The organism is Pseudomonas cichorii (assembly GCF_003700275.1).
In the GTDB taxonomy this organism is placed as follows: domain Bacteria; phylum Pseudomonadota; class Gammaproteobacteria; order Pseudomonadales; family Pseudomonadaceae; genus Aquipseudomonas; species Aquipseudomonas cichorii_B.
Genome location: NZ_RBRE01000013.1, coordinates 1 through 20,541 on the forward strand (window position 1 = coordinate 1; position 20,541 = coordinate 20,541).

A 20,541-nucleotide genomic window follows, 5' to 3' on the forward strand; every position below is an offset into this window, starting at 1 on the left:
CTGTTGAGTCTTAGAAAGTTGCTCATAATTCTTGTTGAACTGAGTTTGAGCTTTTCCATCTAGGATTTCGCTGTATGTTTTTCCGGTTTTTTTCTTTTTTTGCACGATGGCTAGGCCCTGTGCAGAGGTCAGCTTACGGTGTTCGTACATGATTTTGTTACGCATTTCGTTGCTGAACTTTGTCGCGTCTTCGACGCTGATATTGCCGGCTCTCACCTCAGCGAATATCTGCTGTGACATTCGTCGAATATTGCCCTCGTAGCTTGCACGTACGCGTTCGTCCTTGATGGCATCGATGGAAAAACGACTCGCCGCCCCCTCCATGCCTGCAACCGCCATTTCAAGGGGAGACCGGTCGAGCGTATGTTCGCTTTTGACAACATAACTTCCGGTTACAAGATTCGGTTCCGTCACGCGAATATCCTTATCCCAAAATATCGTTCAGCAATCCGTCAATACCTGTGGTTGTGCAGGTGTTCTCGTATTGAGCAAATGCCAAGGTATGACATGTCCTTCCGGTCGGGTTGGAAAACTTAACCGAGTTGTTTACGTCAAAGACACCTGGCATGGAAGATCCGTCGTCAAAATGAGCTGTGCAGGCAAACCCTTCATAGCTCTCTTCTGCGGGAATCTTAAAGCCGATCCAGTTCCCTTGGATGGTCATAGGGGTGGGCGGAATGAACGGTGCCGGAGTGTGGGTATCACCGATGATCACCGTACCTGAGCCGCCGATCACGACATCGCCGTGGGTTCCTACAGTACCGACCAGTGCGGCGTTCTTGCCATTGATGAAGACCGTTGCTGCTACGCCCGACGCTAGCGCACTGCCGCAGGTGCAGGTGTCGCCTTTGGTCGCGGCTGCCAGTCCGTCGAAAAACACATTAGGAGAACCGGAGGCGATGGCCTTGGGGCCGTGTCCAGGCATGGGGCAACTGGTCGGGTCGGTGATACGTGCGGCTGGCTTTGCCATGCTTGACTCCCTGTCAACGAATTTAACAGGGCGACAGTATCAGACTTGCTCTGAAAAATGGCCGCGAATGGTCAGTTCTTTCACCACAATAACTTATCAATGATTCTCGGTATTCCACTTGTGCCTGACCGAACCCGCTTGAAGCTGGAGCGCAAGGGCTACGAACAGACGGTAGAGTTGAACGGGACGTTTTTTCTCAATAATGTGGGGGCCATTCACAAGGCTGTGCTTGATGGCGCAGGCATACATGCCGGTCCCAGATGGTTGTTTGACGAAGCGCTGGCCTCGGGCGAGCTGGTCGAGTTGCTTGAGGAGTGGTCGCTGCCTGCGTTGCCGGTCCATCTGGTTCGTCTGAAAGGGCGCTACGTGCCCCAGCGAGTCGAACTCCTGTGCGACTGGATTGCTCAGTGTTGGGCCGAGGCCCGTTTTCCAGAATGATTTGCCCAGGAGTCAGCAGCATGTCCTTCAACTGGCACACCGATCCCATCACCCATTCAACCCCGGTCATCCAGACCTACAAAAACACCCAGAATGTCCGCCGCTTCATGACTGAACACTGTGGCCCCGACTTCAAGTTCGACCGGCCGTTCATGGCCTGGATTGTCGACGGTTCGGCCAAGACCATGGGGGATGTGGTCGATCAATGGCTGAACCGGCGCCAGGCAAAAGAGGTCCGGGAGGCCGGTCAGCAGGTTTAAGCCCGTGAAGGATGGCTACCCGAATGGGTGGATCAAGACAGGTGCAGACCGGGAAATAGTTGTTTTTGGATGGCTGCTGCATTGCGCCAAACCTGAAGGCTGCACATTGCTCATTCATTTTGGTCCTGCAATGGAATTTGCCCGGCTTTGAATGCTCTAATGATTTCAAAGAGCCATTATTTTTTGCCAGTCACCGTTTTTTCTCGTAGCGTGCACATGTAAGCCTGCGTAATGTGAAATAGCGTAATCAATACCTCTCAGGTACAACCGCTTTGACTCCGACCGATATTGAAAGCCTGAAAAGCCAGTTGAAGGCGCTTGAGCAGGAAAATCTCAGCCTCAAAGAGCAGATCTGTGTCAGCAGGCAGAAGGCCGAAATGGAGCTGGCGTTGTCGCAGGAACGCTACCGCTTTCTGTTCAACTCCATGGACGAAGGCTTTTGCATCATCGAGTTCTTTGACGGTCCGCACGGCCCTTTGAGTGATTACATTCATATCGAGGCCAATCCGGCCTACGCTTTTCATGCCGGTATTCCCAATGTCGTCGGGCAGAAACTGCGCGAGATGGTGCCGCTGGAAGCCGATGGCTGGCTTGAGCTGTATGGCAATGTGTTGCGTACCGGCGAGCCGATCCGTTTCGAGCGTGAGCTGGTCGCGACCGGGCGTTACCTGGCGTTGACGGCCTTTCGCATCGAGCCAGTCAGTCGCAATCAGGTGGCTGTGCTGTTTCAGGACATCACCGAGCGCAAGAATGCCGAAAAGGCCTTGCGGCAACTGAACGAGACGCTGGAAGCGCGCATCGTCGAGGCTGTCACCGAGCGCAAGGTTCTGGCCGATGTGGTCAACGGCACCAATGCCTTCATTCATGTCATCGATCCCGATTACCGCTGGCTGGCGATCAATGCTTCTGCCGTGCGAGAGTTCGAGCGTCTGTTCGGCGTCACGCCCAAGGTCGGCGACAGCATGCTCAAGTTGCTTGAGCACCGGCCCGACAGTCAGGCGACCATTCAGAGTTTCTGGGCGCGGGCGCTGGCGGGGGAGGAGTTCGTCGAGGTTGTCAGTTTTGGCGATTCAAAGGATGACACCCGCCACTATGAGATCCGCTACAGCACACTGCGCAATGTCGACGGGCAGCAGATTGGCGCCTATCTGTTTGCCTATGACGTCAGCGAGCGGCTGAACGAGCAAGCCCGCTTGAGTCAGACCGAAGAAGCCTTGCGCCAGTCGCAGAAGATGGAAGCCGTCGGCCAGCTCACCGGTGGTATCGCCCACGATTTCAATAACCTGCTGACCGGCATTACCGGTTCGCTGGAACTGCTCAAGGCGCGCTTGAGTCAGGGCCGTTATAACGAGATTGACCGTTATGTCGCGGCTGCCCGGGATGCTTCCAAGCGTGCGGCTTCACTGACGCATCGCTTGCTGGCGTTTTCGCGCCGCCAGACGCTAGATCCCAAGCCTGTCGATATCAATCGACTGGTGATTGGCATGGAAGAACTGATCCGTCGTTCGGTCGGGCCGCATATTACGGTGGAAGTGGTGACGGCGGTCGGCTTGTGGTCGACCTTCATCGATGCGCCGCAACTGGAAAACGCGCTGCTGAACCTGTGTATCAATGCCCGCGATGCCATGCCCGAAGGCGGGCGCATCACCATTGAAACGGCCAACAAATGGATCGACGAGCGTGCTTCCCTGACGCGCGACCTGCCGCCCGGACAATACCTTTCGCTGTGTGTCAGCGATACCGGTACCGGGATGACTCCGGAAGTGATCAACCGCGCCTTCGACCCGTTTTTCACCACCAAGCCGCTGGGGCAGGGCACGGGCCTGGGGCTCTCGATGGTCTATGGTTTTGTGCGGCAGTCCGGCGGTCAGGTGCGCATCTACTCGGAAAAGGACCAGGGCACGACCATGTGCCTGTATCTGCCCCGTCATTATCTGGGTGCCCCGCAGGATGTGCCGGAAACCGAGCCGGCCGAGTTGATCCGCGCCAAGTGCACGCAGACGGTCATGATCGTCGATGACGAGCCGACCATTCGTATGCTGGTCAGCGAAGTGATTGAAGACCATGGCTATATTTCAGTCGAGGCCGGCGAGGGCGCTACCGCTCTGGAACTGCTGAGCACCGACATGCGCGTGGACCTGCTGGTGACCGATGTCGGCTTGCCCGGCGGCATGAATGGCCGGCAACTGGCCGACGCTGCGCGAATCATCCGTCCTGACCTGAAGGTGATGTTCATTACCGGTTATGCGGAGAATGCGATTATCGGCAACGGTCATCTTGACCCGGGCATGTGGGTGCTGACCAAGCCGTTCACCATGGAAGCTTTTGCCAGCCGCATCCATGAAATGCTCAATCTGGAAGACTGAGCCAGCCGGCGGCTGAACAGGCTGCCGGAACCTTGCGCTTTATTAAGAATATTTATGGAGTATTAGCTCCAGATTCAATTGTGCCCATCACCTGAGTGAGAGTAGATTGCGCTCGCTGGCTGGTAGCTATTTGCTATTGAGTTCGCCACTTTCACTCTCGCTGGGGTATGTCATGAAAAAACCCGTTTCATTGGCCAAGCGCATCGGATTGGGCTTTGCATCTGTGTTGTCCTTGTTGGTGCTGGTGACGGCTGTAGGCATTCAACGGGTAGGTTTCATTGACGATACCTTGCGCTATGTCAGCGACAACTCTGCGCTGATTCAACGTTATGCGATCAACTTCCGTGGCAGCGTGCATAACCGCGCCATTTCCATTCGCGACGCGGTGCTGGTCAACAATGATCAGGAACTCAATCGGCATTTGAATGAGATCGTGCGTTTGCGCAAGGACTACGACACCTCCGCAGAGCCGATGGATCGTCTGTTCGCCGAGAAGAAGAACGTTTCCAGCGAAGAGAAACGTCTGTTGCAGGACATCAAGGACATCGAGCGCAAGGCGCTGGTTTCGACCGACAAGGTCCTCGAATTGCGTCGCAGCAATGACCAGGCCGGCGCGCAGGCCATGTTGCTGGCCCAGACTTCTGCCGATTACAGCGAATGGCTCAAGCGCATCAATGCGTTGATCGATCATGAAGAAGCGCAGATCAAGGGCCTGCTCGATAACGTACAGTCGGCCGCTGGCGGTTTCATGCTGCTGATGGTGATTGCGACTACGGTCGCCCTGTTGCTCAGCATTGCTGTCTCGGCGGCGATTATCCGTTCTGTCCGGTCCACGCTGGGTGCCGAGCCTGCGGAAGTTGCCGAAGTGATTCGCCGTCTGGCGCGTGGTGAGTTGAATCAGTCGATTGATTCGGCATATCCCGACAGTGTCATGGGAACCCTGAAAAACACTTTGGGCAATCTGTCCCAGACCATTCATGAAGTGCGCTCAGCCGCCGTGCAGGTGAGCGATTCATCGGCGCGCCTGCTTTCCACTTCGGCCAGCAACAACCGGCAGATCAGCCTGCAGACCAACGAGGCCCAGCATATCGCCACAGCCATCAACCAGATGGCGGGTTCGGTCAGCCAGGTAGCGGGTTATGCCTCGCAGGCTTCGGATGCCACCAAGGTTGCAGACGGTCAGGTCGAGAACGGCCATCGCATGGTCGGTGAGGCGGCCACGACCATTCAGGAACTGGCGAGCATTCTGGAAGAGGCCACGCAAACGGTGGGGCAGGTTTCCAAGGACAGCGAAAATATCGAAACCGTGATCGAGGTGATCAACTCCATCGCCGCGCAGACCAACCTGCTGGCGCTTAACGCCGCCATCGAGGCAGCGCGTGCCGGTGAATATGGCCGGGGGTTTGCGGTGGTGGCCGATGAAGTGCGCTCGCTGGCGACGCGCACTCAGGAGTCGACCCAGGAAATTCGCGAGATGATCAGCAAGCTGCAAGGCGGCACCCAGGGCGCGACCCGGATCATGCAGCAAAGCTGCGAGCTGGCTCGCACGACCGTGGAACAAACTCGTGATGCGCAGGCGGCTCTCAGCAGGATTCGCGAAGAGGTCGGCGCGATCAATGATATGAACGCGCAGATCGCCAGCGCTTCGATTCAGCAGAATGCCGTGGCGGGCGACGTTGCCCAGAACATCAACCGCATTCACAGCTCGACTCTTGAGTCGGCAGTTGGCTCAAGGGACGTCGCTGCTTCCAGTGAAGAACTTGCTGAACTCGCCGATCGCCTGACCGGCAAGGTAGCGTTTTTCAAGGTGGCATAACCCCACCTGTCGCGAATGAATTCGCTCCCACCGTGGGAGCGGATTCATCCGTGAAGACGGCATTCCAGCCGACGCATCTTCATCTGTTCCCCATCCAGTGGGAGCGGATTCATCCGCGAAGGCGGCATTCCAGGCAATGCATTTTCATCTGTTCTCACTGAACCGCAGGCGCCTGAAACTCGCCTTTGGACAGGCTGTTCACATCATTGCCCATGCTGTCGCGAATGCTCAGGTCGGCACCCTTGGCCTCCAGGGCCTTGAGGATGTCGTTGCGCTGGAACAGCGCGGCGTACATCGAGGCGGTCTGACCTGCGTTATTACGTTGGTCCGGTGCGCAATTGGCTTCTACCAGACGTTTGGCGATGCTCAGCTCGCCTTTGAAAATGGCGCCCATCAGGGCGGTATTGCCACGTTTGTCTTCGGCGCAGGGATCCGCACCGGCATCGATCAACTGGTTAACGACTTGCTGGTGGCCGTGATAGGCCGCGAGGATCAGGCCGGTGTAGCCTTTCTCGTCCTGAATGTTCAGGTTGTAGTGAGCGTCGATGAAGGTCGCCATCATCTCGCTGTTTCCCTCTCGGGAGGCGTCGAAAAACAGGCTGCGTAACTGGTTGCTGGTCTGTTCTGAAGGGGCTTGATCGGCAGGTGGCTGATCCGAAGGTGTCTGTGCCTGAACGGCTGCGGCAAACAGCACCAGTCCGTAAAGTAGGGTGCGCATGGACGTTCTCCTGAAAACAGCCAGCCCCTCGCGGGGCTGGCCATCGACTCATCAGTCTTTGAGGTTTGCAGCCAGGGCCTTGACCTTGGCCAGATCGCCCTTGGCGACTTCGGTTACCCGAGTGCCGTAGGCTGGATCTGCCTTGTAGAGGAACGAGAGCATGATGTTCTTGCTTTCGGTGTCGGTGTCAGCCAGCGACTCGCCAAAGCTCTGGACCAGATCGCTCTGCTCCTTGGCGTTGTAGGAACGGTACAGATCGCCAGCTTGCTTGAAGTTCTGCTCGCGGGTGATCTTCGCCTGCTGGGTGGTGCCGCTCAGCGGTGCCTGGCTGTAGCGTGCCTGGGTATCGGCAGGGCGCGGGCTCAGACGGCTTGGCTCATAGTTGACGCCGCTGGTGGTGTGACCCATGTTCATCGCGCCATCCTGGTTGCCGTTGTTGACGGCGACTTTAGGCTGGTTGACTGGCAGGTTCAGGCCGTTGGCGCCCAGGCGATACATCTGCGTATCGGCATAGGAGAACACGCGACCTTGCAGCAGGCGGTCTTCGGAAGGCTCGATACCCGGTACCAGGTTGGCCGGAGCCATGGCGACCTGCTCGGTCTCCTGGAAGAAGTTATCGACGTTCTTGTTCAGCACCATCTGACCGATCTTGCGCTCTGGAACATCAGGCCAGATCTTGGTGGCATCGAGTGGATCGAACTCGAACTTTGCCAGGTCGGCAGGCTTGAGGACCTGAATGTAGAGATCCCATTTCGGGAAGTCGCCTTTCTTGATCGCGCTGACCAGATCGTTGGTCAGGTGGCTGTAGTCCTTGGACTGGACTTGAGCCACTTGTGCCGGGTCAAGGTTCTTGATGCCTTGCAGCGATTTCCAGTGGAACTTGACGTAATGCACTTCACCCTTGGCGTTGACCAGTTTGTAGGCGTGTACGCCATTGCCGTCCATGAAGCGGTAACCGGCCGGTGTCCCTTCATTGGAGTACAGCAAGGTTAAAGTACGGGTGGCTTCCGGTACGTGGGAAAAGAAATCGAAGCGGCGCGAGTCGTTATCCAGGTTGGTGCGTGGATCAGGCTTGAATGCATGAACCATATCCGGAAACTTGATGGCGTCACGGATGAAGAAAGTAGGGAAGTTGTTACCTACCAGATCCCAGTTACCATCGGCTGTGTAGAACTTGGTTGCGAAACCGTGGGGATCGCGCAATGTTTCAGGCGAGTGATTGCCATGCACAACCGAGGAAAAGCGTACGAAGACCGGCGTTGCTTCACCGGACTTGAATACCTTTGCCTTGCTCAGGTCGCTGATATCGGCGGAAGCGGTGAATTCGCCCCGAACCCCTGTACCACGGGCGTGAACCACGCGCTCAGGAATGCGCTCGCGGTCGAAACGCTGGAGTTTTTGCAGCAACTGCACATCCTGCAGCAGCACCGACCCTTGAGGGCCGGCAGTTTGCGAGTTCTGGTTATCGCCCACAGGGGCGCCATTGTCGCGGGTCAATGTATCAGCGTAAGCGGTCGGAATAATCATCAAGCCGACAGCAGTTAAACGCAGCATCTGTCCAGACCAGTTTAAAAACGGCATTTTTTGAATCCCTCAAATTTTTGTATTCGGCGCCGTTATCGTAGGCGCACGGGTATTTATCTGTAATCGTAAAAATTTATCGGGGCGATTGAGATAAATATGTGAGGGATAGTGATGCTGCGCAGATGAGAATCATTATTTACATGTGGGGTTTAATATTGTTTCATCAAGTTTCAATTTTCAATGATATTAAATTAATGGCTATTGGGGTGCCAGGGAAAGTTTCTGCCGGGGCTTTGTATGGAAGTGAGCAGACATTTATCGCTGATAAACGAGTTATCTTCCTTGAAACAGCGACGATTCAAGTTTTTGCATGTTCTGCTTCGAGGTCGGCATTTTTTATTCGTTCAACGCTTCGTCCGGGAGCCGCCAAGGCGCGTTATGATGACGCGGTCACATACTGTCATGGGTAAGCCCCGGAGCCACACGCTTGATGTCCACTGTCACCCTGTTTGAAGCCACGCCTCCTGAAGCCCTGAAAAGCCAGATCCTGCAGATGGTCGTCGATTACGTCACCGATATCAGCATGGTCGCCATCGCCCCGAGCAATCCGCTCTACAACCTTTATCAGTACGGCATCGGCTACGAGGTGCATCTGTATCTGGATGCAATGGACGGCTCCAAAGGCATTCCGGTCGAACTGATAGTGGCGCTGGATCAACAGGACCCCTCGATCGTGACCGGCTTTGCCCTTTACCTGCCGGTCAAGGATGATCCGCAAGCCTGTACCGTGGCCTACATGGCAGTTCGGGAAAACCATCGTCGCCGTGGTATTGCCCGGGCAATGCTGGACAAGGTGCGCGAGCGCTATCCCCACGCCGAATTGTGTTGCGTGGCGGGCAAGGTGCCGTGTTTCGAGTCGATGGGCTTGCAGGTCATTGGCGCACGCGGCCCTCAGGTCATCATGAACACCCGTGATCACGGCACCGATGGTCTGCTGGCAGTGCTGGATGTCGCGCCGATCTACCGTTCGCTGGAAGTGCAGCAGATCCATGCGTATCTGCTCAAACAGCATGGAAAAAGAGCCATGGTGGATGCCGAGAAACAGCGTGACCGCCATCTGGACCAGATGACCCGCCACGCCAGGACGCTGGTGCTGGAGCGCCTGGGTGAGGGCGGTCTGCAGAGCGGCGGGCGTGGCCCGGTGCTGGTGGCTTAAAGCTGCACGTGGCTGGCGGGCGCGAGGATATCCGCCTGGCAGGCCTTGAGGATTTCATCCGCCAGCGCAGAGTCATCCGGGCAGGCCCGCGAGAGCATGATCGCGCCGACTGCCTGAGCCAGTCTGTTGATCATTCTGGTCCGCGCATCACCTGTCTCTGAGCCTTCGGCCTCGGCTTTTTCGAGCAGGCTTTCGATGCCGTCGGCAAAGGTTGCCCTGACCTCTGGCGATTGCCGTGCAGCATCGCCGCAAAGCGCCGCCATGGTGCAGCCAGCATCGCGCAGGTCGCGGTGATCGCGGGACAGGTAAAGACTGAAAAACTCGTCGACGCTGAGGTTTTCATTATTGAGTCGGCTTTGGGCAAAGCTGCTCGCTGCGGTTTCGGCCATCAGGTCGGCCTTGGAAGCGAAGTGTTTGTAGAACCCGCCATGGGTGAAACCGGCAGCCGCCATCAGGTCCGCGACACCGATGCCGTCATAACCGTGTTCGCGAAACAGTCTGGAGGCGGTCTGCACAATGTGCGCCCGGTTCGCCTGTGCCTGTGCCTTGGTGACTCTCATATGCGCATGCCTTTATGCCAACACTCAGGCTGTCACTATACATTGATGTTGTTCGTCATCAAAATGCCGGGGCATTTCAGCCCGGCTGACTAAAAGCGCACCCTGCACATTGTCCGGGCAGCGTGCAATTTCACCGGCAAATCGCGCATCATGGGCGAATTCGATCTCAAGGTAGCTTTCATGCGCGCCATGCCATCTGTTTTGCGTCTTGCTGTGTTGTCACTGGGAATGGTGTTTTCCGTTGCGGCAATGGCCACTGAAGAGGCCCGGCTTGCCGACTCGATCAATCTCTATCGCAGCCAGGTCCAGCGTTGTGCGGGGCAGGTTTCCATGGAGTTGCCGCCGTTGGTGAGTGATTCGCGCCTGGTATTGCCGGCCACCGGCTCGGGCGATCTGCAGCAGTCACTGGCGCGCGCGTCTTATCCGATGGTTACGGTGCAGGCCATCAGCCTGTCCGGGCCGCGTGATGCGCAGTCTGCCATGAAGGCGGTGCAGGAAAGTTTCTGTCAGGTGGTGCTGGACCCGCAATTCGTCGATATCGGTGTCAGCCGGGAAGGGCGCGAGTGGCGCATCGTTCTGGCGCGCTCATTGCTGGCTGCGCGGTTGGGCGACTGGCAGGCCGAAGGCCAGAAGCTGCTGGAAATGATCAACACGGCTCGCAGCCAATCCCGTCAATGCGGCGCCCAGGCTTTTGCGGCCACGACGCCGTTGGCCTGGAATGCCACGCTGGGGACAGCGGCTGAGGGTCATAGCCGATCCATGGCCAATAACAGCTTCTTTGAGCATAAGGGCCGCGACGGCAGCACACCGGGCGATCGGGCCGAACTGGCCGGTTATATCGCTCAGCAGGTCGGCGAGAACATCGCTGCCGGTCAGGATACGGGACGCAAGGTGGTCGACGGCTGGCTGGCCAGCCCCGGCCACTGCGCCAATCTGATGAATCCGGGCTTTCGCGAATTGGGTGCCGCCTATGCGACTGATCCCAAGAGCGATGCGGGAATTTACTGGACGGCCATGTTCGGTTCGCAGTGAAGCCTGTCTGCTGCCTCGCCAGCCGTCCGTATTGCCTGAATCAGAAACGGAACGCTTGTCGGCCGATCAGTAGCCACTGACCGTTCTGTTTCTGCCAGATCTGGAAGTTCTCGATTTCGGTCGGCACCACCTTGCCGCTGTTCACGGCCTGGGCCGAGAAGTGATTGCGGACCATGGCGACATCGCCGGAGAGAGTGATCTTCTGGTTGAGCATTTTCAGTTCATTGAAAGCGCTTTTGCCACTTTCGATATCGGCAATGAATGCCTGTTTGTCCTGGATATTGCCGCTGGAGTGGCCGTAGGTGAGGTTGTCTGCGGTCAGGGCTTTCAGTTGGCCGATATCCTTGTGCCACATGGCCTGGGTCAGCTTGTCCACGGCAGCAGCTACATCGTTTTCGTCGGAAGAGGGTGCGGCGGATACAAACCCTGTGAAGAGGCACAGAAAACCCACAAGCAATTTGAGCTTTTTCATGAACAGGTCCTTTTTTGTAGTTAGATAGGACGGACAGCGTCTGGTGATCGGAGTCACTGCTTTAGCATTCATCCGTCATCGTACAACCTAGCCTGTTTTATTTTTATGGCAAGGGTTTATGTAAAGGTTTGTGGGCTATTCGATGAGTCTGAGTGTAATAAATGAACTTGTATGTACATTTGTTTGACAGATAAACCGCTATGCGCAGAAACTGAGCCCGCTGATACGCTTTGTAGTCTGAATTAAACACGATGTGCAGCGTGTGTCTGCATATGGATAAAGCGAGAGGGCCCGAAATGAATGTCATTGACTTTACCGACTCTCGCAAGAGAACCGAGCGTGCAGTAAGTACCACAAAGGTGCCGTTGCTGGAAAAGGTGCTGACCATCACCTTGCGCACGGATGCCCCGACGTTTCTGGGAATATGCAGTGACGGTCTGCGCAGTAACACCTCCATTGTCGGTGGTGAGTTCTACGGTCAGCAGTTTCAGGGCGTCGTGCTGCCGGGCGGTTCCGATTTCTTTATCGAGAACTCGGGGGAAGTTGCCCACCTTGATGCACGTTTTACCTTGCGTACCGATCTTGGCGAACTGATTAACGTCACCAATAAAGGCGTACTCATTCTTGATGAGATCGGCCAGCAGCAAATTCAGGACGGCGTCTGGCCTGTAACGGCAGGCCATTATGAATGCTCTTGCACGCCACGCTTCCAGGTAGCGATAGGTCCCAATGACTGGCTGGAACGCAGTGCCTTTATCGGCAAGGTGGAATATATATACGCCAATGAAACCTTGTTGAGTGTTTACCGAATCAAGCCTTGAGAGCTTTTGCACAACCATCGCCCTTCATCGCCTGGGGGCGTTTTCCTGTAATGTGTAAGTGACTATTTTCGGTGGACGGTGCGCCGTCCACGGGTGTTCCACGTTGTGCTTTCCTCGCGTCGCATCAATTCATTAGCAAGCCTGATACAGAGTGGTTACAATCGCCGCCATAGATGGCTTTCGGCCATCTTTTGCGTGCCACGGACTGGCGATAGCCTGTGGCATGCCCTCATTTCGACAGGTCAGATGGCGCTTTCGGCTACATCTCAAGGATGTTCGTTCAATGAATAAGTTGCAGTACGCCTTCATCGGCTTCATGGGGCTGATGTTGACCGGGTGTGTGTCTTTCACACCTGCTGGTCCGATTGCTCCACCCACCAGAACTATTGAACATACTTTGCCTGTCGGAGCGCTGGTCAAGGATGTCCAGGTTTCGGATGAGCGCATCCAGGCAGATCTGCGCCGTAATATCGGTGTTCAATTGACCAGCCAGATCAACACTTACATCGAGCGCGGCGAATACTTTCAGAAGATGATCGTTTTCCCGGGCAAGCTGGGTGAAAAGGATGTTGAGCTGACGTTCAACTTTACCTCTCTCAAAGGCAAACGTACGCCGCATCCTGGCTACATCCCGGGTGCCTTGCTGACGTTGACGATCTGGATCTGGGTCAATGGCCCTATTTATGTCGATACCTATGATCTTGCCGGTGAACTGAGCATTAAAGACAGCGCTGGCAAGCAATTGGCTGTGTCGCGCCAGGCCTTCAAGCGCGATCAGAACACCGGGCTATGGGATAGCAACTACATCAACTTCGCTATGGGCGCCAGCCAATTGACCGAACTGGTCGAGGCCCTTCTCAAAGACGCCACTCAGCAACTACCACAGCAATAAGGATATTTTCAGTGAACAAGTTTCTCACGCTGCTCGCCATTGTTTTCTCCCTGAGTCTGCAAGGGTGCATGACCTACTCCCATCATGAGTTGACGCCTGTCGGGCAGTGGCCGCTGGCCCAGGCCAAGCAGGACAAACCTACCGTCAATCTCAAGGTATTGGCCGAGCATTCAGTCAACGCCAACCCGGTAAACGCCAGTGCCAACATCGTCGCGCTGGAAAAACTGTTGATTCAGGAGTTTCAGGAAAGTCAGCGCTTCAGCAAGGTTCTGACCGAGCAGCAAGCCTCGGATATCTATGTCACGGCGACGCTGCGAAATCATGAAGAAGGCAATATGGCGAGTGCCTTTCTGACAGGTTTTACCCTGTTCCTGATCCCAGGTACTTTTGATAACACACTGTCGCTTGAGCTGAGTTTTCGTGACAAGGATGGCAAGAAGCTGGGACAGGTACGCAAGCACGAGAAACTGACCACCTGGATGCATCTGGTTCTGATCTTTGCCGTGCCGTTCAACGAATCGTCGGATCAGGTAGTCAAGCAACTGGTTCGCAGTGCTCTTGAAGAGGCCGCTGGCAAGGGACTGATCTAAGCTGATGGATACCGTGCCGAAGCGGTTTCGGCACGGTATCTTATCCCGCCTGTTTCTGCCTGTTCTCTTCTTTCCTGGCCTGGCCCTCTGCAGGCGGGGCTTTCAACAAGGTCTGGATCGCCTGGCTATAGGCCTGTCTGCCCAGGCGCATGCTGTTGTTATGAGTTCCGCCGGGTACCAGCAACAGATTCTTCGGCTCCTGTGCCGCCTCGAACAACTCCTCACTGAAGCGCGCCGGCACATAGCGGTCGTCGGTGCCGTGCACGATCAGCACTGGCATGTGAATCTCGGCGATCTTGTCCAGTGAATCGAATTTCTGCGACAGCAACCAGCGCACCGGCAGTGAGGTATCGGCGATTGCCGTGGCGACATCGGCGAGGTTGGTAAAGGTGGATTCGATGATCAGCCCGCGCGCCTGGACCGGTGCATCGTCTCTGCTGGCATCGCGTCCCAGTTCGGCTGCCAGATCCACCGCCACGGCGCCGCCCAGGGAGTGGCCGTAGATCAGTCGGCGTTGCGGGTCTGGCTGCAGCTGTTTAAGGCGATCCCAGGCAATCCGGGCGTCTTCATAGACCGTAGCCTCGGACGGCAGATTGCCCATGCTCTGACCAAAACCCCGGTAGTCGATGGCCAGAATCGAGAAGCCCAATGCCCGCAATTGTTCGATGCGGAACAATTGACCGGTCAGGTTCCAGCGTGAGCCATGCAGGTACAAAACCGCCGGGGCGTCCTTGCGCGTTGCGGGCCACCACCAGGCATGGATATTCTGCGATGTGCCAAAGGCCGGAGTGTTGAGTTCCAGTTCCTGCACATCCGCAGGCAAGCCGCTGTACCAACTGGCATTGCCGGGCTCGATGCGAAATACCAGCTCGCGTTCCTTGTGTTCCAGCACCGCGCAGCCCACGGGCAAACCGATAATGAGGGCCGCCATGCACGCCCAGGTAAAACGGCGGGCCCTGAGGCGAGCGAGGGAGAATATCGGCATGAGGGCGTTGTTCCGGTAAACAAAATGAAATAAATGCCGGTTCGGCTTCGCTGTTGCAAGACGCTGTGGGAAAAATCGGTTACAGGATATTGCGTCGCCAGGAGCCTGGAAATCGTGCTGCTGGCAACCGTCAGGCATTTATATCTTGAATCTGTCGTGCGGCAGATGCGGAATCTGTCGGCTTGCATATAGTCTGTATCGCCTGTCCTCCACATTTTTCAAGAGGTTACCGCTCCATGTTCCATCACCGTCCCATGGAAGAGAAAGACATCCCCATCGTGTGCGAGCTTCCTCAGAGTGCCGACGAGCTGTTTTACATGTTTCCCCGAGCGGTTTACCCATTGAGTCCGTCTCAGCTCAAGGAGGCCATGGAGAGTCGCTTCGATTCGACCGTGATCGAAATGAATGGCGAAGTGGTCGGGTTTGCCAATTTTTCTCGTGCGGACTTTCGCGGCCGCTGTTCGCTGGGCAACGTAATCATTGCACCCAAGGCCCGTTCCAAAGGCGTGGGGCGCTACATGATCAGTTGCATGATGAATCTCGCGTTCGACAAGCATGAAGCCACCGAGCTGACGGCTTCCTGCTTCAATCACAACGTGCCGGGCCTGCTGTTTTATCCGCGAATGGGGTTTCGACCTTTCGCCATTGAGGAGCGGCGAGACAAACACGGTGCCCGGGTTGCCTTGATACATCTAAGATTGTCTGCATCCACGGATTAAACAGTCGCTTTATAGTGCATTCGGGCTCTTGCGCGGTCAGGCAAGAGTCGGTGAATGCTGCTGTTTTTCGTCGCCTGTCATACCGCCTGTCTGTCTTTTCGGTGATTTAAAAGGATGCTTTTAGAGGCAGGGCTCGTAAATAGGGCTGATCATCGCTGATGAAACGTTTTTTCTGCCATTTATCCTGAATTATTTCAATTAAGTGCTATATTGATCTGCAGGCGAGAGGTTTGCCTGCTGTGAAGGAAGGGCGTATAAAAGATTTATATGCAGGAATTGATGTTAATTAGTTAGCGGGCAATGGAATGTCTTGCTTGGGCGGGAAACTAAAAAAGCATTGGCAAACTGCTGATCCCTGCAGCGCTTGATAATACAAGGAGATGGCAAATGATCGCGTGTGGACTATCGACACTGGAGTTGCGAAACATCATCGAAGTTGCTTTTTTACCGTTGAGTTGCACCTGTACGATTGTGCCTGGCCTGACGCCGGCAAGAACAACCATGACGGTGCAGATAACCGATCCATCAACGGGTCGGGTAGAGCTTTCGGTGACGGGCATCTCCCTGGACAGGCTCAAGACCAGTCGGGACATTTCCGATCTGGTGGCCGAGTTACGTGAAGAGCGTGCTCATCACGGCCAGCTTCAGCCTCAATATCGTATCGCCTGACGCACCCCGGGTTCACCCGGACACCGCAATACCCGTGACGCCTCGGCCATTTCTGTCCGGGGCGTTTCTGTTTTTGCCGGTTGTGAATCTGCAGATTATTCAATGCTGGCATGCAAAGCGTTTTCGCCAATTTGCTGGCGCTGGTCTTTTGCGAAGGTTTGGCCGGGCGATGTAAAAATAAAACAGCACGACGGGCCGGAAAGTCGGTCCGAATGCGCTATCTTGAAAGGCGTCAATATATTATTTTCATAAGGATCATGTGTTTAGGGGGCTTATGAATGTGTGGAGTGGTCAGGGTTGTTTGTTTGACACCTTGAGCATTCTTTGCAACTATCCATTCAACTCTGTTCTCTTTTGTCCGGCGTTAACTGGACAGTTCTCGGGTTTCTTGAATCTTCGCCTCACGTCCATTTAATGGGTGGGCGGTAGCATTGTGTTCAACTTTGTATAAATGAGTTCAAGTCCGGATGTTCACGTGGAGTCTGGAAGTCGAGCACGGGCATGAACGTGCGGTGGATTTCGATCGGCGACTCATTAAAGAAAAACAATAAGACTTGTCTGCTCAAGCGTCCTGCTCCTGAGCTTGTGTCCTGCGCATAACTTCCAGAAGTTCTGGATTGCACCAACGTATTTATATGACGATGGAGCCTCATCATGTTTGAAAATTACTTGGAAACAACGTGTGGATGTGTTGTAGGCGGCGCCGGACTTGCAGGGATGGGGTTTTTATTCAACGCGCTGAAAAGTGGCACGTTGGCTGAGCTTGCACACAAGGGCCTGATTGTTGTCGACGCCAGCGACAATCCCGGCACGGGAGTGTTGGGACAGTACCGCATCACCGCCAACTCGGTCGGAGATGTATTCATTGATTGCCTGCGCGACCCGGCATTGAGTGAGGTGTTCGAGCCTCTGGAGTCCTCACCGGCTTATTGGCGTATCAGAGGCCAGGCCCAGAGTGCTCCGCAGTTGTCGGACGTCGGCCAGTTGATGGCGGAAGCCTCCACGCTGCTGCTGAACTACATCGTGCGTCACTATGACGTGAAGATCTGGCGCTGCACGACCATTACCGAAGTGATCTGTGATGACGACGAGTTCTGCGTCAGGGTGGAAACCGAAGGCTGCATGCGCCTGATTCATTGCCGGACGCTGGTGCTCAACCTTGGCGGTCGCCAGGATCCACAGCATCTGATTCGTGGCCTGGCCGGTGAAGGCCTGGCGTTGCCTGCCTCGATGAATATTCAGAGTTCCGACCTGCTGCTGCGCATGAATGCCGTGCAACTGCGTGAAGTCTTCGCTCCGGTGCTGGCCAGTGGCAGGCGGATAACCGTGGTCGGCGGCTCTCACAGTGCATTTTCGGTTCTTGAGAATCTTGCAGATGCCCTGGAGTTCGCCGGCCTGCAGGAGGTGACACTGATCCACCGCACGCGAATCCGCCTGTTCTATGAAAGCGCCGAGCTGGCCATTGAGGCCGGGTACAGGTTTGATCCGCTGTCTGATGTCTGCCCTGTATCGGGCCGCATCAACCGCTCCGGCGGCTTGCGCTACCGGGCACTGGATATCGGTTGTGAGGCGCTCAAGGGCGGTCGGATCGGCAAGACCGGAGTGCGCGTGCAGTTGCTGCAGACCAGCGGCGGAACGCCAGGACACTATGAGCAGGCCGGGCAGGCACTGGCCGAGTCCGGTGTTGTGGTGCAATGCACCGGTTACCAGCCCCGCTTGCCGCTGCTGAGTTATCCGGATGGTCGCCCTGTGCGCCTTGGCGAAACCAAGGGCGGGCTGGATTCCAACGCCTCGGGCTGTCCGCTGGATCAGTTCGGCCGCCGCCTGCACGGTTTGCACCTGTTCGGCATCGGCGCCGGCCTGAAGGCCGATCCGCAACTGGGCAGCGAGCCTTCCTTCGATGGGCGGATCTATGGCGTCTGGCAATTTCATCATGATGCCAGTCGGGCAGTGCTCGATGCCGTGCTGGCAAGGTTGCAAGAAGAGACGTTGTCGCTTGAAACCATCTGTCCCGTTCAGGTATTGCAACTGGAAGAGCGTTCTTCCGTGTAATCGCCCCGGACATCGTTTGCTCTGAACTTTCAGTGCTCAAGCCTGCCTCCAGCAGTGAGACAGGTTTCAATGGCCTGGCTCCCGGTTCAAGCAGTCATACAGGAGATGAGTATTCATGCCAGTCAAACATGATCTATTCGCGGATTTGAAACTGACCAGGGAAGAGGTCGTCCAGCGCAGCAGGAGTGATGCAAGGTTGCAGCAACTGCTCACGGATTACGACGATACCGACACTCAAGTACTGGATGCCGAAAAGGGACTGGCAGGCGGCATCGCTGACGATGAACTCAAGAAGCTCAAGGAAAGGCGTCTGCTGGTAAAGGACAGGATCGTGCAATGTCTTCTCAAGTAAGAATGCACCGTTGAATTTCAATTGATGGCAACGACAAACGGCCCCGCATCAGCGGGGCCGTTTGCCTGATGCTTATCCCAGGCCGGGCGTGGTTCCTGCCGAGGTGCCCGGCAGCGGTTCAAAAGAGCTCGCAAGATGCTCATTCTGTGAACGCGACAACGGGCCATTGGGCGCAGAGACGCTGCCGGTTGACGCAGCCGGCTCATGACCTTGCGGACGTGGCTGGGGGTTGGCCAGCTTGTCACGAGCCTGGCCGATCAACTGCTTTTCACGCTCGCTTGCCGGCAAGGCAGCACCGATCAGCGCCCCGAGCGCCACACCCATGGCCGCCACGGCCAATGGCTGCTCGCGCAACAAGGTGTTGGCACTGGATTGCACGCTGAGACGTTTCTCCTGAAAGCGCTGACCGACGTCGTGGCCGGAAGGCGACGAAAATTTCTCGCCGATGCTGTCGGTCAACTGGCCGGTCTTGTCTTTCATGCGCGCGGCGGTTTCCTGCACCCTGGCCTTGGCGCTGCTCAGGCTGTCACCGACACTGCTGGCCATATCGCTGACCTTCTTGCCGGCGCCATCGATCATCGAAGGGCCGGAGGAGGGCGAGGGTGTGCGGCTGCCCATCATCAACCAGAGTACGCCCACCGATGTCAGCACGGCAGGCATCGGGTTGGCCTTGACGGTGGTGCCCAGATTGCCAAGAAACTCGCCGCCGTTTTCCCGGGCGTAGGCCAGGGCCTGATCGACCCATTGTCCGGGAGATATCTTTTTCTCGAGCGCATCGACGATGTTGCCGATGCTGGAGCGTTGCTCGTCGATTTCCTGCTCCAGGGTTTCCGGGCTTTTATGCGATTGTGCTTCAAAGTTTTCCGGGGTATCAAAGCTGCTGTCGATGCTCATGAGACTTTCCTCTGGATGGCTTCCTTGTCTTTCTGCAAGGTGCTGGCGGTGCGTTCAGGTGCAAGGTTGCCGAGCTCAAGCTTCTTGTTGCCGGCCATGATCATCAGCGTTCCCACGATCATCACCACCACTGCAACAAGCAATGCCGCCAGCCATGAGGCCATGAAGTGGGTCAGCACATAGACTGCTGCCATCAACAGCATGATGAAGCCGCCCAGAATCATCACCGCGCCAATGCCGATGGTCATCATTGCCTGTCTGGATGTCTGTACTGACTCCCTGAGTTCAGCCTTGGCCAGGGCTATTTCCTTGTTGATCAGGGCGGGCACTTCATGCGCCAGTTTCCTGATCAGGCCCAGTACCGAGGTTTCGCTTTCAGGTGTTGCTTCTGGAATGTCGGGGGGCGTTTTCATTACACGTCTCCTTTTGACAGGCCTGTCCTGAAAGAGCCGTCCCGAGCCAGTTCATCGATAGGGTCATCGTTGAATTCGGAGGCAGGAGGGCTATCGGGAATACCCATGCCGGGCCTGGCGCTATGCAACACATCGTCGCTCAGCGGGTGAGTGGCCGCCATCTCTTCGGCGGCGAGGGCCGACGGGCTGATGGGGTCGTAAGCCGCGGGAGGTTCCTCGAAGGGTTGTGAGCTGCTGGCGTCGCTTGCTGCGGGCATCGAGGCCTTGAGCACACGCGACAGCCCCAGGCCCAGCGCGACACTGCCGCAGATGAACAGCAACGGGTTATCACGTGCCAGCTTTCCGGCGTCCTGCAGTAATTCATCGGTACTCTTGCCCCGCAGCTTCTCCGCCAGCCCGGTCATGTTCTGCGCCATGTCCGCCACATAGCCGGAAAGCCCCAGAGTGTCGTTATCCGACAGCTGTCTTGCGGCCGACTGAGCGTTCTGCGCCAGGTTCTCGATCTGATCTGCAGCATTGTCTCGGTACTGCTCGAAGGGCGCGCTTGCTCGTTCGCTGCTGTCCTCCATCGGGTTCAACGGATCGTCCTGCAATCCTTGCAGAGGCTCCTGGCCAATGGGTCTGCCAGTCGGGGCGCTGCCGCTGATCGAGGGGTCGTTAGTGGTTGCCATCATCATTCACCGTATTCGTGTAGTCAGGTAAAGAGAATGCTCGGCTCACTACGCACAACGGGCTGGCATTGATCTGAGTGCTTGCTTGGGGTGGACTGGCGGGGTTCGGGC

Annotated in this window: 23 protein-coding genes and 2 pseudogenes; 15 read left to right on the forward strand and 10 right to left on the reverse strand. The window is 56.2% G+C overall.

Annotation, left to right across the window (positions count from 1 at the left end):
* Nucleotides 1–414 (reverse strand): annotated as a pseudogene (locus ALQ04_RS02665) (hypothetical protein); the annotation flags it as partial.
* Nucleotides 415–424: 10 nt separating this feature from the next.
* Nucleotides 425–970 carry a PAAR domain-containing protein gene (locus tag ALQ04_RS02670; protein WP_122314312.1) on the reverse strand — a complete coding sequence of 182 codons (546 nt, stop codon included), beginning with the start codon at nucleotides 968–970 and terminating at the stop codon, nucleotides 425–427.
* A 120-nt stretch (nucleotides 971–1,090) separates the two neighbouring features.
* Here ALQ04_RS02670 and ALQ04_RS02675 point away from each other — a divergent pair, with 120 nt between their 5' ends.
* The 5 genes and pseudogenes from ALQ04_RS02675 (at nucleotide 1,091) to ALQ04_RS27570 (ending at nucleotide 5,850) form a co-directional block, all read left to right on the forward strand.
* The gene (locus tag ALQ04_RS02675) at nucleotides 1,091–1,408 is read left to right on the forward strand and encodes a LysR substrate-binding domain-containing protein (RefSeq protein ID WP_183142092.1); all 318 of its coding nucleotides are present in this window, start codon (nucleotides 1,091–1,093) and stop codon (nucleotides 1,406–1,408) included.
* Nucleotides 1,409–1,428: 20 nt separating this feature from the next.
* Complete coding sequence (locus tag ALQ04_RS02680) at nucleotides 1,429–1,668, forward strand: DUF6434 domain-containing protein (protein WP_122314314.1); 240 nt, start codon at nucleotides 1,429–1,431, stop codon at nucleotides 1,666–1,668.
* A gap of 272 nt (nucleotides 1,669–1,940) precedes the next feature.
* On the forward strand, nucleotides 1,941–4,034 hold the full coding sequence (locus ALQ04_RS02685) for a PAS domain-containing protein (RefSeq protein ID WP_183142093.1): 2,094 nt from the start codon (nucleotides 1,941–1,943) through the stop codon (nucleotides 4,032–4,034).
* A 172-nt stretch (nucleotides 4,035–4,206) separates the two neighbouring features.
* Nucleotides 4,207–4,725 (forward strand): annotated as a pseudogene (locus ALQ04_RS27565) (MCP four helix bundle domain-containing protein); the annotation flags it as partial.
* Nucleotides 4,726–5,235: 510 nt separating this feature from the next.
* Nucleotides 5,236–5,850 carry a methyl-accepting chemotaxis protein gene (locus ALQ04_RS27570; RefSeq protein WP_409077233.1) on the forward strand — a complete coding sequence of 205 codons (615 nt, stop codon included), beginning with the start codon at nucleotides 5,236–5,238 and terminating at the stop codon, nucleotides 5,848–5,850.
* Between the two features lie 154 nt (nucleotides 5,851–6,004).
* Here the strand turns inward: ALQ04_RS27570 and ALQ04_RS02695 are convergent, their stop codons facing one another.
* Both ALQ04_RS02695 and katB read right to left on the reverse strand, forming a co-directional pair.
* On the reverse strand, nucleotides 6,005–6,568 hold the full coding sequence (locus tag ALQ04_RS02695; protein ID WP_122314316.1) for an ankyrin repeat domain-containing protein: 564 nt from the start codon (nucleotides 6,566–6,568) through the stop codon (nucleotides 6,005–6,007).
* A 51-nt stretch (nucleotides 6,569–6,619) separates the two neighbouring features.
* The gene (katB, locus tag ALQ04_RS02700; RefSeq protein WP_183142094.1) at nucleotides 6,620–8,122 is read right to left on the reverse strand and encodes a catalase KatB; all 1,503 of its coding nucleotides are present in this window, start codon (nucleotides 8,120–8,122) and stop codon (nucleotides 6,620–6,622) included.
* A 152-nt stretch (nucleotides 8,123–8,274) separates the two neighbouring features.
* Here katB and ALQ04_RS26680 point away from each other — a divergent pair, with 152 nt between their 5' ends.
* Nucleotides 8,275–8,562: a hypothetical protein gene (locus tag ALQ04_RS26680; RefSeq protein ID WP_147466555.1), complete on the forward strand. Its 288-nt coding sequence runs from the start codon at nucleotides 8,275–8,277 to the stop codon at nucleotides 8,560–8,562.
* Nucleotides 8,563–8,582: 20 nt separating this feature from the next.
* Entirely contained in the window at nucleotides 8,583–9,308 is a 726-nt protein-coding gene (locus ALQ04_RS02705; protein WP_122314318.1) for a GNAT family N-acetyltransferase, read from the forward strand.
* Here the strand turns inward: ALQ04_RS02705 and ALQ04_RS02710 are convergent.
* On the reverse strand, nucleotides 9,305–9,868 hold the full coding sequence (locus ALQ04_RS02710) for a TetR/AcrR family transcriptional regulator (RefSeq protein WP_122314319.1): 564 nt from the start codon (nucleotides 9,866–9,868) through the stop codon (nucleotides 9,305–9,307). The two genes, ALQ04_RS02705 and ALQ04_RS02710, sit on opposite strands and share 4 nt — an antisense overlap.
* A gap of 180 nt (nucleotides 9,869–10,048) precedes the next feature.
* On the opposite strand from ALQ04_RS02710, the gene ALQ04_RS02715 reads away from it, so the two are divergent.
* A complete protein-coding gene (locus ALQ04_RS02715) occupies nucleotides 10,049–10,900 on the forward strand; it encodes a CAP domain-containing protein (protein ID WP_122314437.1) in 852 nt (283 codons plus the stop codon).
* A gap of 40 nt (nucleotides 10,901–10,940) precedes the next feature.
* Here the strand turns inward: ALQ04_RS02715 and ALQ04_RS02720 are convergent, their stop codons facing one another.
* Nucleotides 10,941–11,372 carry a nuclear transport factor 2 family protein gene (locus ALQ04_RS02720; RefSeq protein WP_122314320.1) on the reverse strand — a complete coding sequence of 144 codons (432 nt, stop codon included), beginning with the start codon at nucleotides 11,370–11,372 and terminating at the stop codon, nucleotides 10,941–10,943.
* Nucleotides 11,373–11,668: 296 nt separating this feature from the next.
* On the opposite strand from ALQ04_RS02720, the gene ALQ04_RS02725 reads away from it, so the two are divergent.
* The 3 genes from ALQ04_RS02725 to ALQ04_RS02735 all read left to right on the forward strand — a co-directional run bounded on the left by ALQ04_RS02725 (nucleotide 11,669) and on the right by ALQ04_RS02735 (nucleotide 13,675).
* Nucleotides 11,669–12,193 carry a DUF3237 domain-containing protein gene (locus tag ALQ04_RS02725; protein ID WP_122314321.1) on the forward strand — a complete coding sequence of 175 codons (525 nt, stop codon included), beginning with the start codon at nucleotides 11,669–11,671 and terminating at the stop codon, nucleotides 12,191–12,193.
* Between the two features lie 283 nt (nucleotides 12,194–12,476).
* Nucleotides 12,477–13,085 (forward strand): hypothetical protein, encoded by a 609-nt coding sequence (locus ALQ04_RS02730; protein WP_122314322.1) that lies wholly within the window; start codon nucleotides 12,477–12,479, stop codon nucleotides 13,083–13,085.
* A gap of 11 nt (nucleotides 13,086–13,096) precedes the next feature.
* Nucleotides 13,097–13,675 (forward strand): hypothetical protein, encoded by a 579-nt coding sequence (locus ALQ04_RS02735; protein ID WP_122314323.1) that lies wholly within the window; start codon nucleotides 13,097–13,099, stop codon nucleotides 13,673–13,675.
* A 40-nt stretch (nucleotides 13,676–13,715) separates the two neighbouring features.
* On the opposite strand, the gene ALQ04_RS02740 is transcribed toward ALQ04_RS02735, so the two are convergent.
* On the reverse strand, nucleotides 13,716–14,660 hold the full coding sequence (locus tag ALQ04_RS02740; protein ID WP_183142095.1) for an alpha/beta hydrolase: 945 nt from the start codon (nucleotides 14,658–14,660) through the stop codon (nucleotides 13,716–13,718).
* A 236-nt stretch (nucleotides 14,661–14,896) separates the two neighbouring features.
* On the opposite strand from ALQ04_RS02740, the gene ALQ04_RS02745 reads away from it, so the two are divergent.
* The 4 genes from ALQ04_RS02745 to ALQ04_RS02760 all read left to right on the forward strand — a co-directional run bounded on the left by ALQ04_RS02745 (nucleotide 14,897) and on the right by ALQ04_RS02760 (nucleotide 18,452).
* Nucleotides 14,897–15,379 carry a GNAT family N-acetyltransferase gene (locus ALQ04_RS02745; RefSeq protein ID WP_122314324.1) on the forward strand — a complete coding sequence of 161 codons (483 nt, stop codon included), beginning with the start codon at nucleotides 14,897–14,899 and terminating at the stop codon, nucleotides 15,377–15,379.
* Nucleotides 15,380–15,766: 387 nt separating this feature from the next.
* On the forward strand, nucleotides 15,767–16,048 hold the full coding sequence (locus tag ALQ04_RS02750) for a DUF1652 domain-containing protein (protein WP_122314325.1): 282 nt from the start codon (nucleotides 15,767–15,769) through the stop codon (nucleotides 16,046–16,048).
* A 654-nt stretch (nucleotides 16,049–16,702) separates the two neighbouring features.
* A complete protein-coding gene (locus ALQ04_RS02755; RefSeq protein WP_122314326.1) occupies nucleotides 16,703–18,100 on the forward strand; it encodes a pyridine nucleotide-disulfide oxidoreductase in 1,398 nt (465 codons plus the stop codon).
* A gap of 115 nt (nucleotides 18,101–18,215) precedes the next feature.
* The gene (locus ALQ04_RS02760) at nucleotides 18,216–18,452 is read left to right on the forward strand and encodes a DUF465 domain-containing protein (protein WP_122314327.1); all 237 of its coding nucleotides are present in this window, start codon (nucleotides 18,216–18,218) and stop codon (nucleotides 18,450–18,452) included.
* Nucleotides 18,453–18,524: 72 nt separating this feature from the next.
* Here ALQ04_RS02760 and ALQ04_RS02765 read toward each other — a convergent pair whose 3' ends face one another.
* From ALQ04_RS02765 to ALQ04_RS02775, 3 genes are read right to left on the reverse strand one after another with little or no spacing between them, the layout of a single operon-like run.
* Entirely contained in the window at nucleotides 18,525–19,346 is an 822-nt protein-coding gene (locus ALQ04_RS02765; RefSeq protein ID WP_122314328.1) for a DUF3618 domain-containing protein, read from the reverse strand.
* Nucleotides 19,343–19,759: a phage holin family protein gene (locus ALQ04_RS02770; protein WP_122314329.1), complete on the reverse strand. Its 417-nt coding sequence runs from the start codon at nucleotides 19,757–19,759 to the stop codon at nucleotides 19,343–19,345. Before ALQ04_RS02770 ends, ALQ04_RS02765 begins: the two co-directional genes overlap by 4 nt.
* The gene (locus tag ALQ04_RS02775) at nucleotides 19,759–20,430 is read right to left on the reverse strand and encodes a hypothetical protein (RefSeq protein ID WP_147466556.1); all 672 of its coding nucleotides are present in this window, start codon (nucleotides 20,428–20,430) and stop codon (nucleotides 19,759–19,761) included. The genes ALQ04_RS02770 and ALQ04_RS02775 overlap by 1 nt, the downstream gene beginning before the upstream one ends.
* Nucleotides 20,431–20,541: the final 111 nt, after the last annotated feature.

Coding starts and splice junctions, on each gene's coding strand:
- ALQ04_RS02670 (WP_122314312.1), bottom strand. CDS start 970: ATGGCAAAGCCAGCCGCACGTATCACCGACCCGACCAGTTGCCCCATG.
- ALQ04_RS02725 (WP_122314321.1), top strand. CDS start 11,669: ATGAATGTCATTGACTTTACCGACTCTCGCAAGAGAACCGAGCGTGCA.
- ALQ04_RS27570 (WP_409077233.1), top strand. CDS start 5,236: ATGGTCGGTGAGGCGGCCACGACCATTCAGGAACTGGCGAGCATTCTG.
- ALQ04_RS02695 (WP_122314316.1), bottom strand. CDS start 6,568: ATGCGCACCCTACTTTACGGACTGGTGCTGTTTGCCGCAGCCGTTCAG.
- ALQ04_RS02760 (WP_122314327.1), top strand. CDS start 18,216: ATGCCAGTCAAACATGATCTATTCGCGGATTTGAAACTGACCAGGGAA.
- ALQ04_RS02755 (WP_122314326.1), top strand. CDS start 16,703: ATGTTTGAAAATTACTTGGAAACAACGTGTGGATGTGTTGTAGGCGGC.
- ALQ04_RS02710 (WP_122314319.1), bottom strand. CDS start 9,868: ATGAGAGTCACCAAGGCACAGGCACAGGCGAACCGGGCGCACATTGTG.
- ALQ04_RS02720 (WP_122314320.1), bottom strand. CDS start 11,372: ATGAAAAAGCTCAAATTGCTTGTGGGTTTTCTGTGCCTCTTCACAGGG.
- ALQ04_RS02730 (WP_122314322.1), top strand. CDS start 12,477: ATGAATAAGTTGCAGTACGCCTTCATCGGCTTCATGGGGCTGATGTTG.
- ALQ04_RS02750 (WP_122314325.1), top strand. CDS start 15,767: ATGATCGCGTGTGGACTATCGACACTGGAGTTGCGAAACATCATCGAA.
- ALQ04_RS02680 (WP_122314314.1), top strand. CDS start 1,429: ATGTCCTTCAACTGGCACACCGATCCCATCACCCATTCAACCCCGGTC.
- ALQ04_RS02715 (WP_122314437.1), top strand. CDS start 10,049: ATGCGCGCCATGCCATCTGTTTTGCGTCTTGCTGTGTTGTCACTGGGA.
- ALQ04_RS02770 (WP_122314329.1), bottom strand. CDS start 19,759: ATGAAAACGCCCCCCGACATTCCAGAAGCAACACCTGAAAGCGAAACC.
- ALQ04_RS26680 (WP_147466555.1), top strand. CDS start 8,275: ATGAGAATCATTATTTACATGTGGGGTTTAATATTGTTTCATCAAGTT.
- katB (WP_183142094.1), bottom strand. CDS start 8,122: ATGCTGCGTTTAACTGCTGTCGGCTTGATGATTATTCCGACCGCTTAC.
- ALQ04_RS02745 (WP_122314324.1), top strand. CDS start 14,897: ATGTTCCATCACCGTCCCATGGAAGAGAAAGACATCCCCATCGTGTGC.
- ALQ04_RS02705 (WP_122314318.1), top strand. CDS start 8,583: ATGTCCACTGTCACCCTGTTTGAAGCCACGCCTCCTGAAGCCCTGAAA.
- ALQ04_RS02765 (WP_122314328.1), bottom strand. CDS start 19,346: ATGAGCATCGACAGCAGCTTTGATACCCCGGAAAACTTTGAAGCACAA.
- ALQ04_RS02775 (WP_147466556.1), bottom strand. CDS start 20,430: ATGGCAACCACTAACGACCCCTCGATCAGCGGCAGCGCCCCGACTGGC.
- ALQ04_RS02740 (WP_183142095.1), bottom strand. CDS start 14,660: ATGCCGATATTCTCCCTCGCTCGCCTCAGGGCCCGCCGTTTTACCTGG.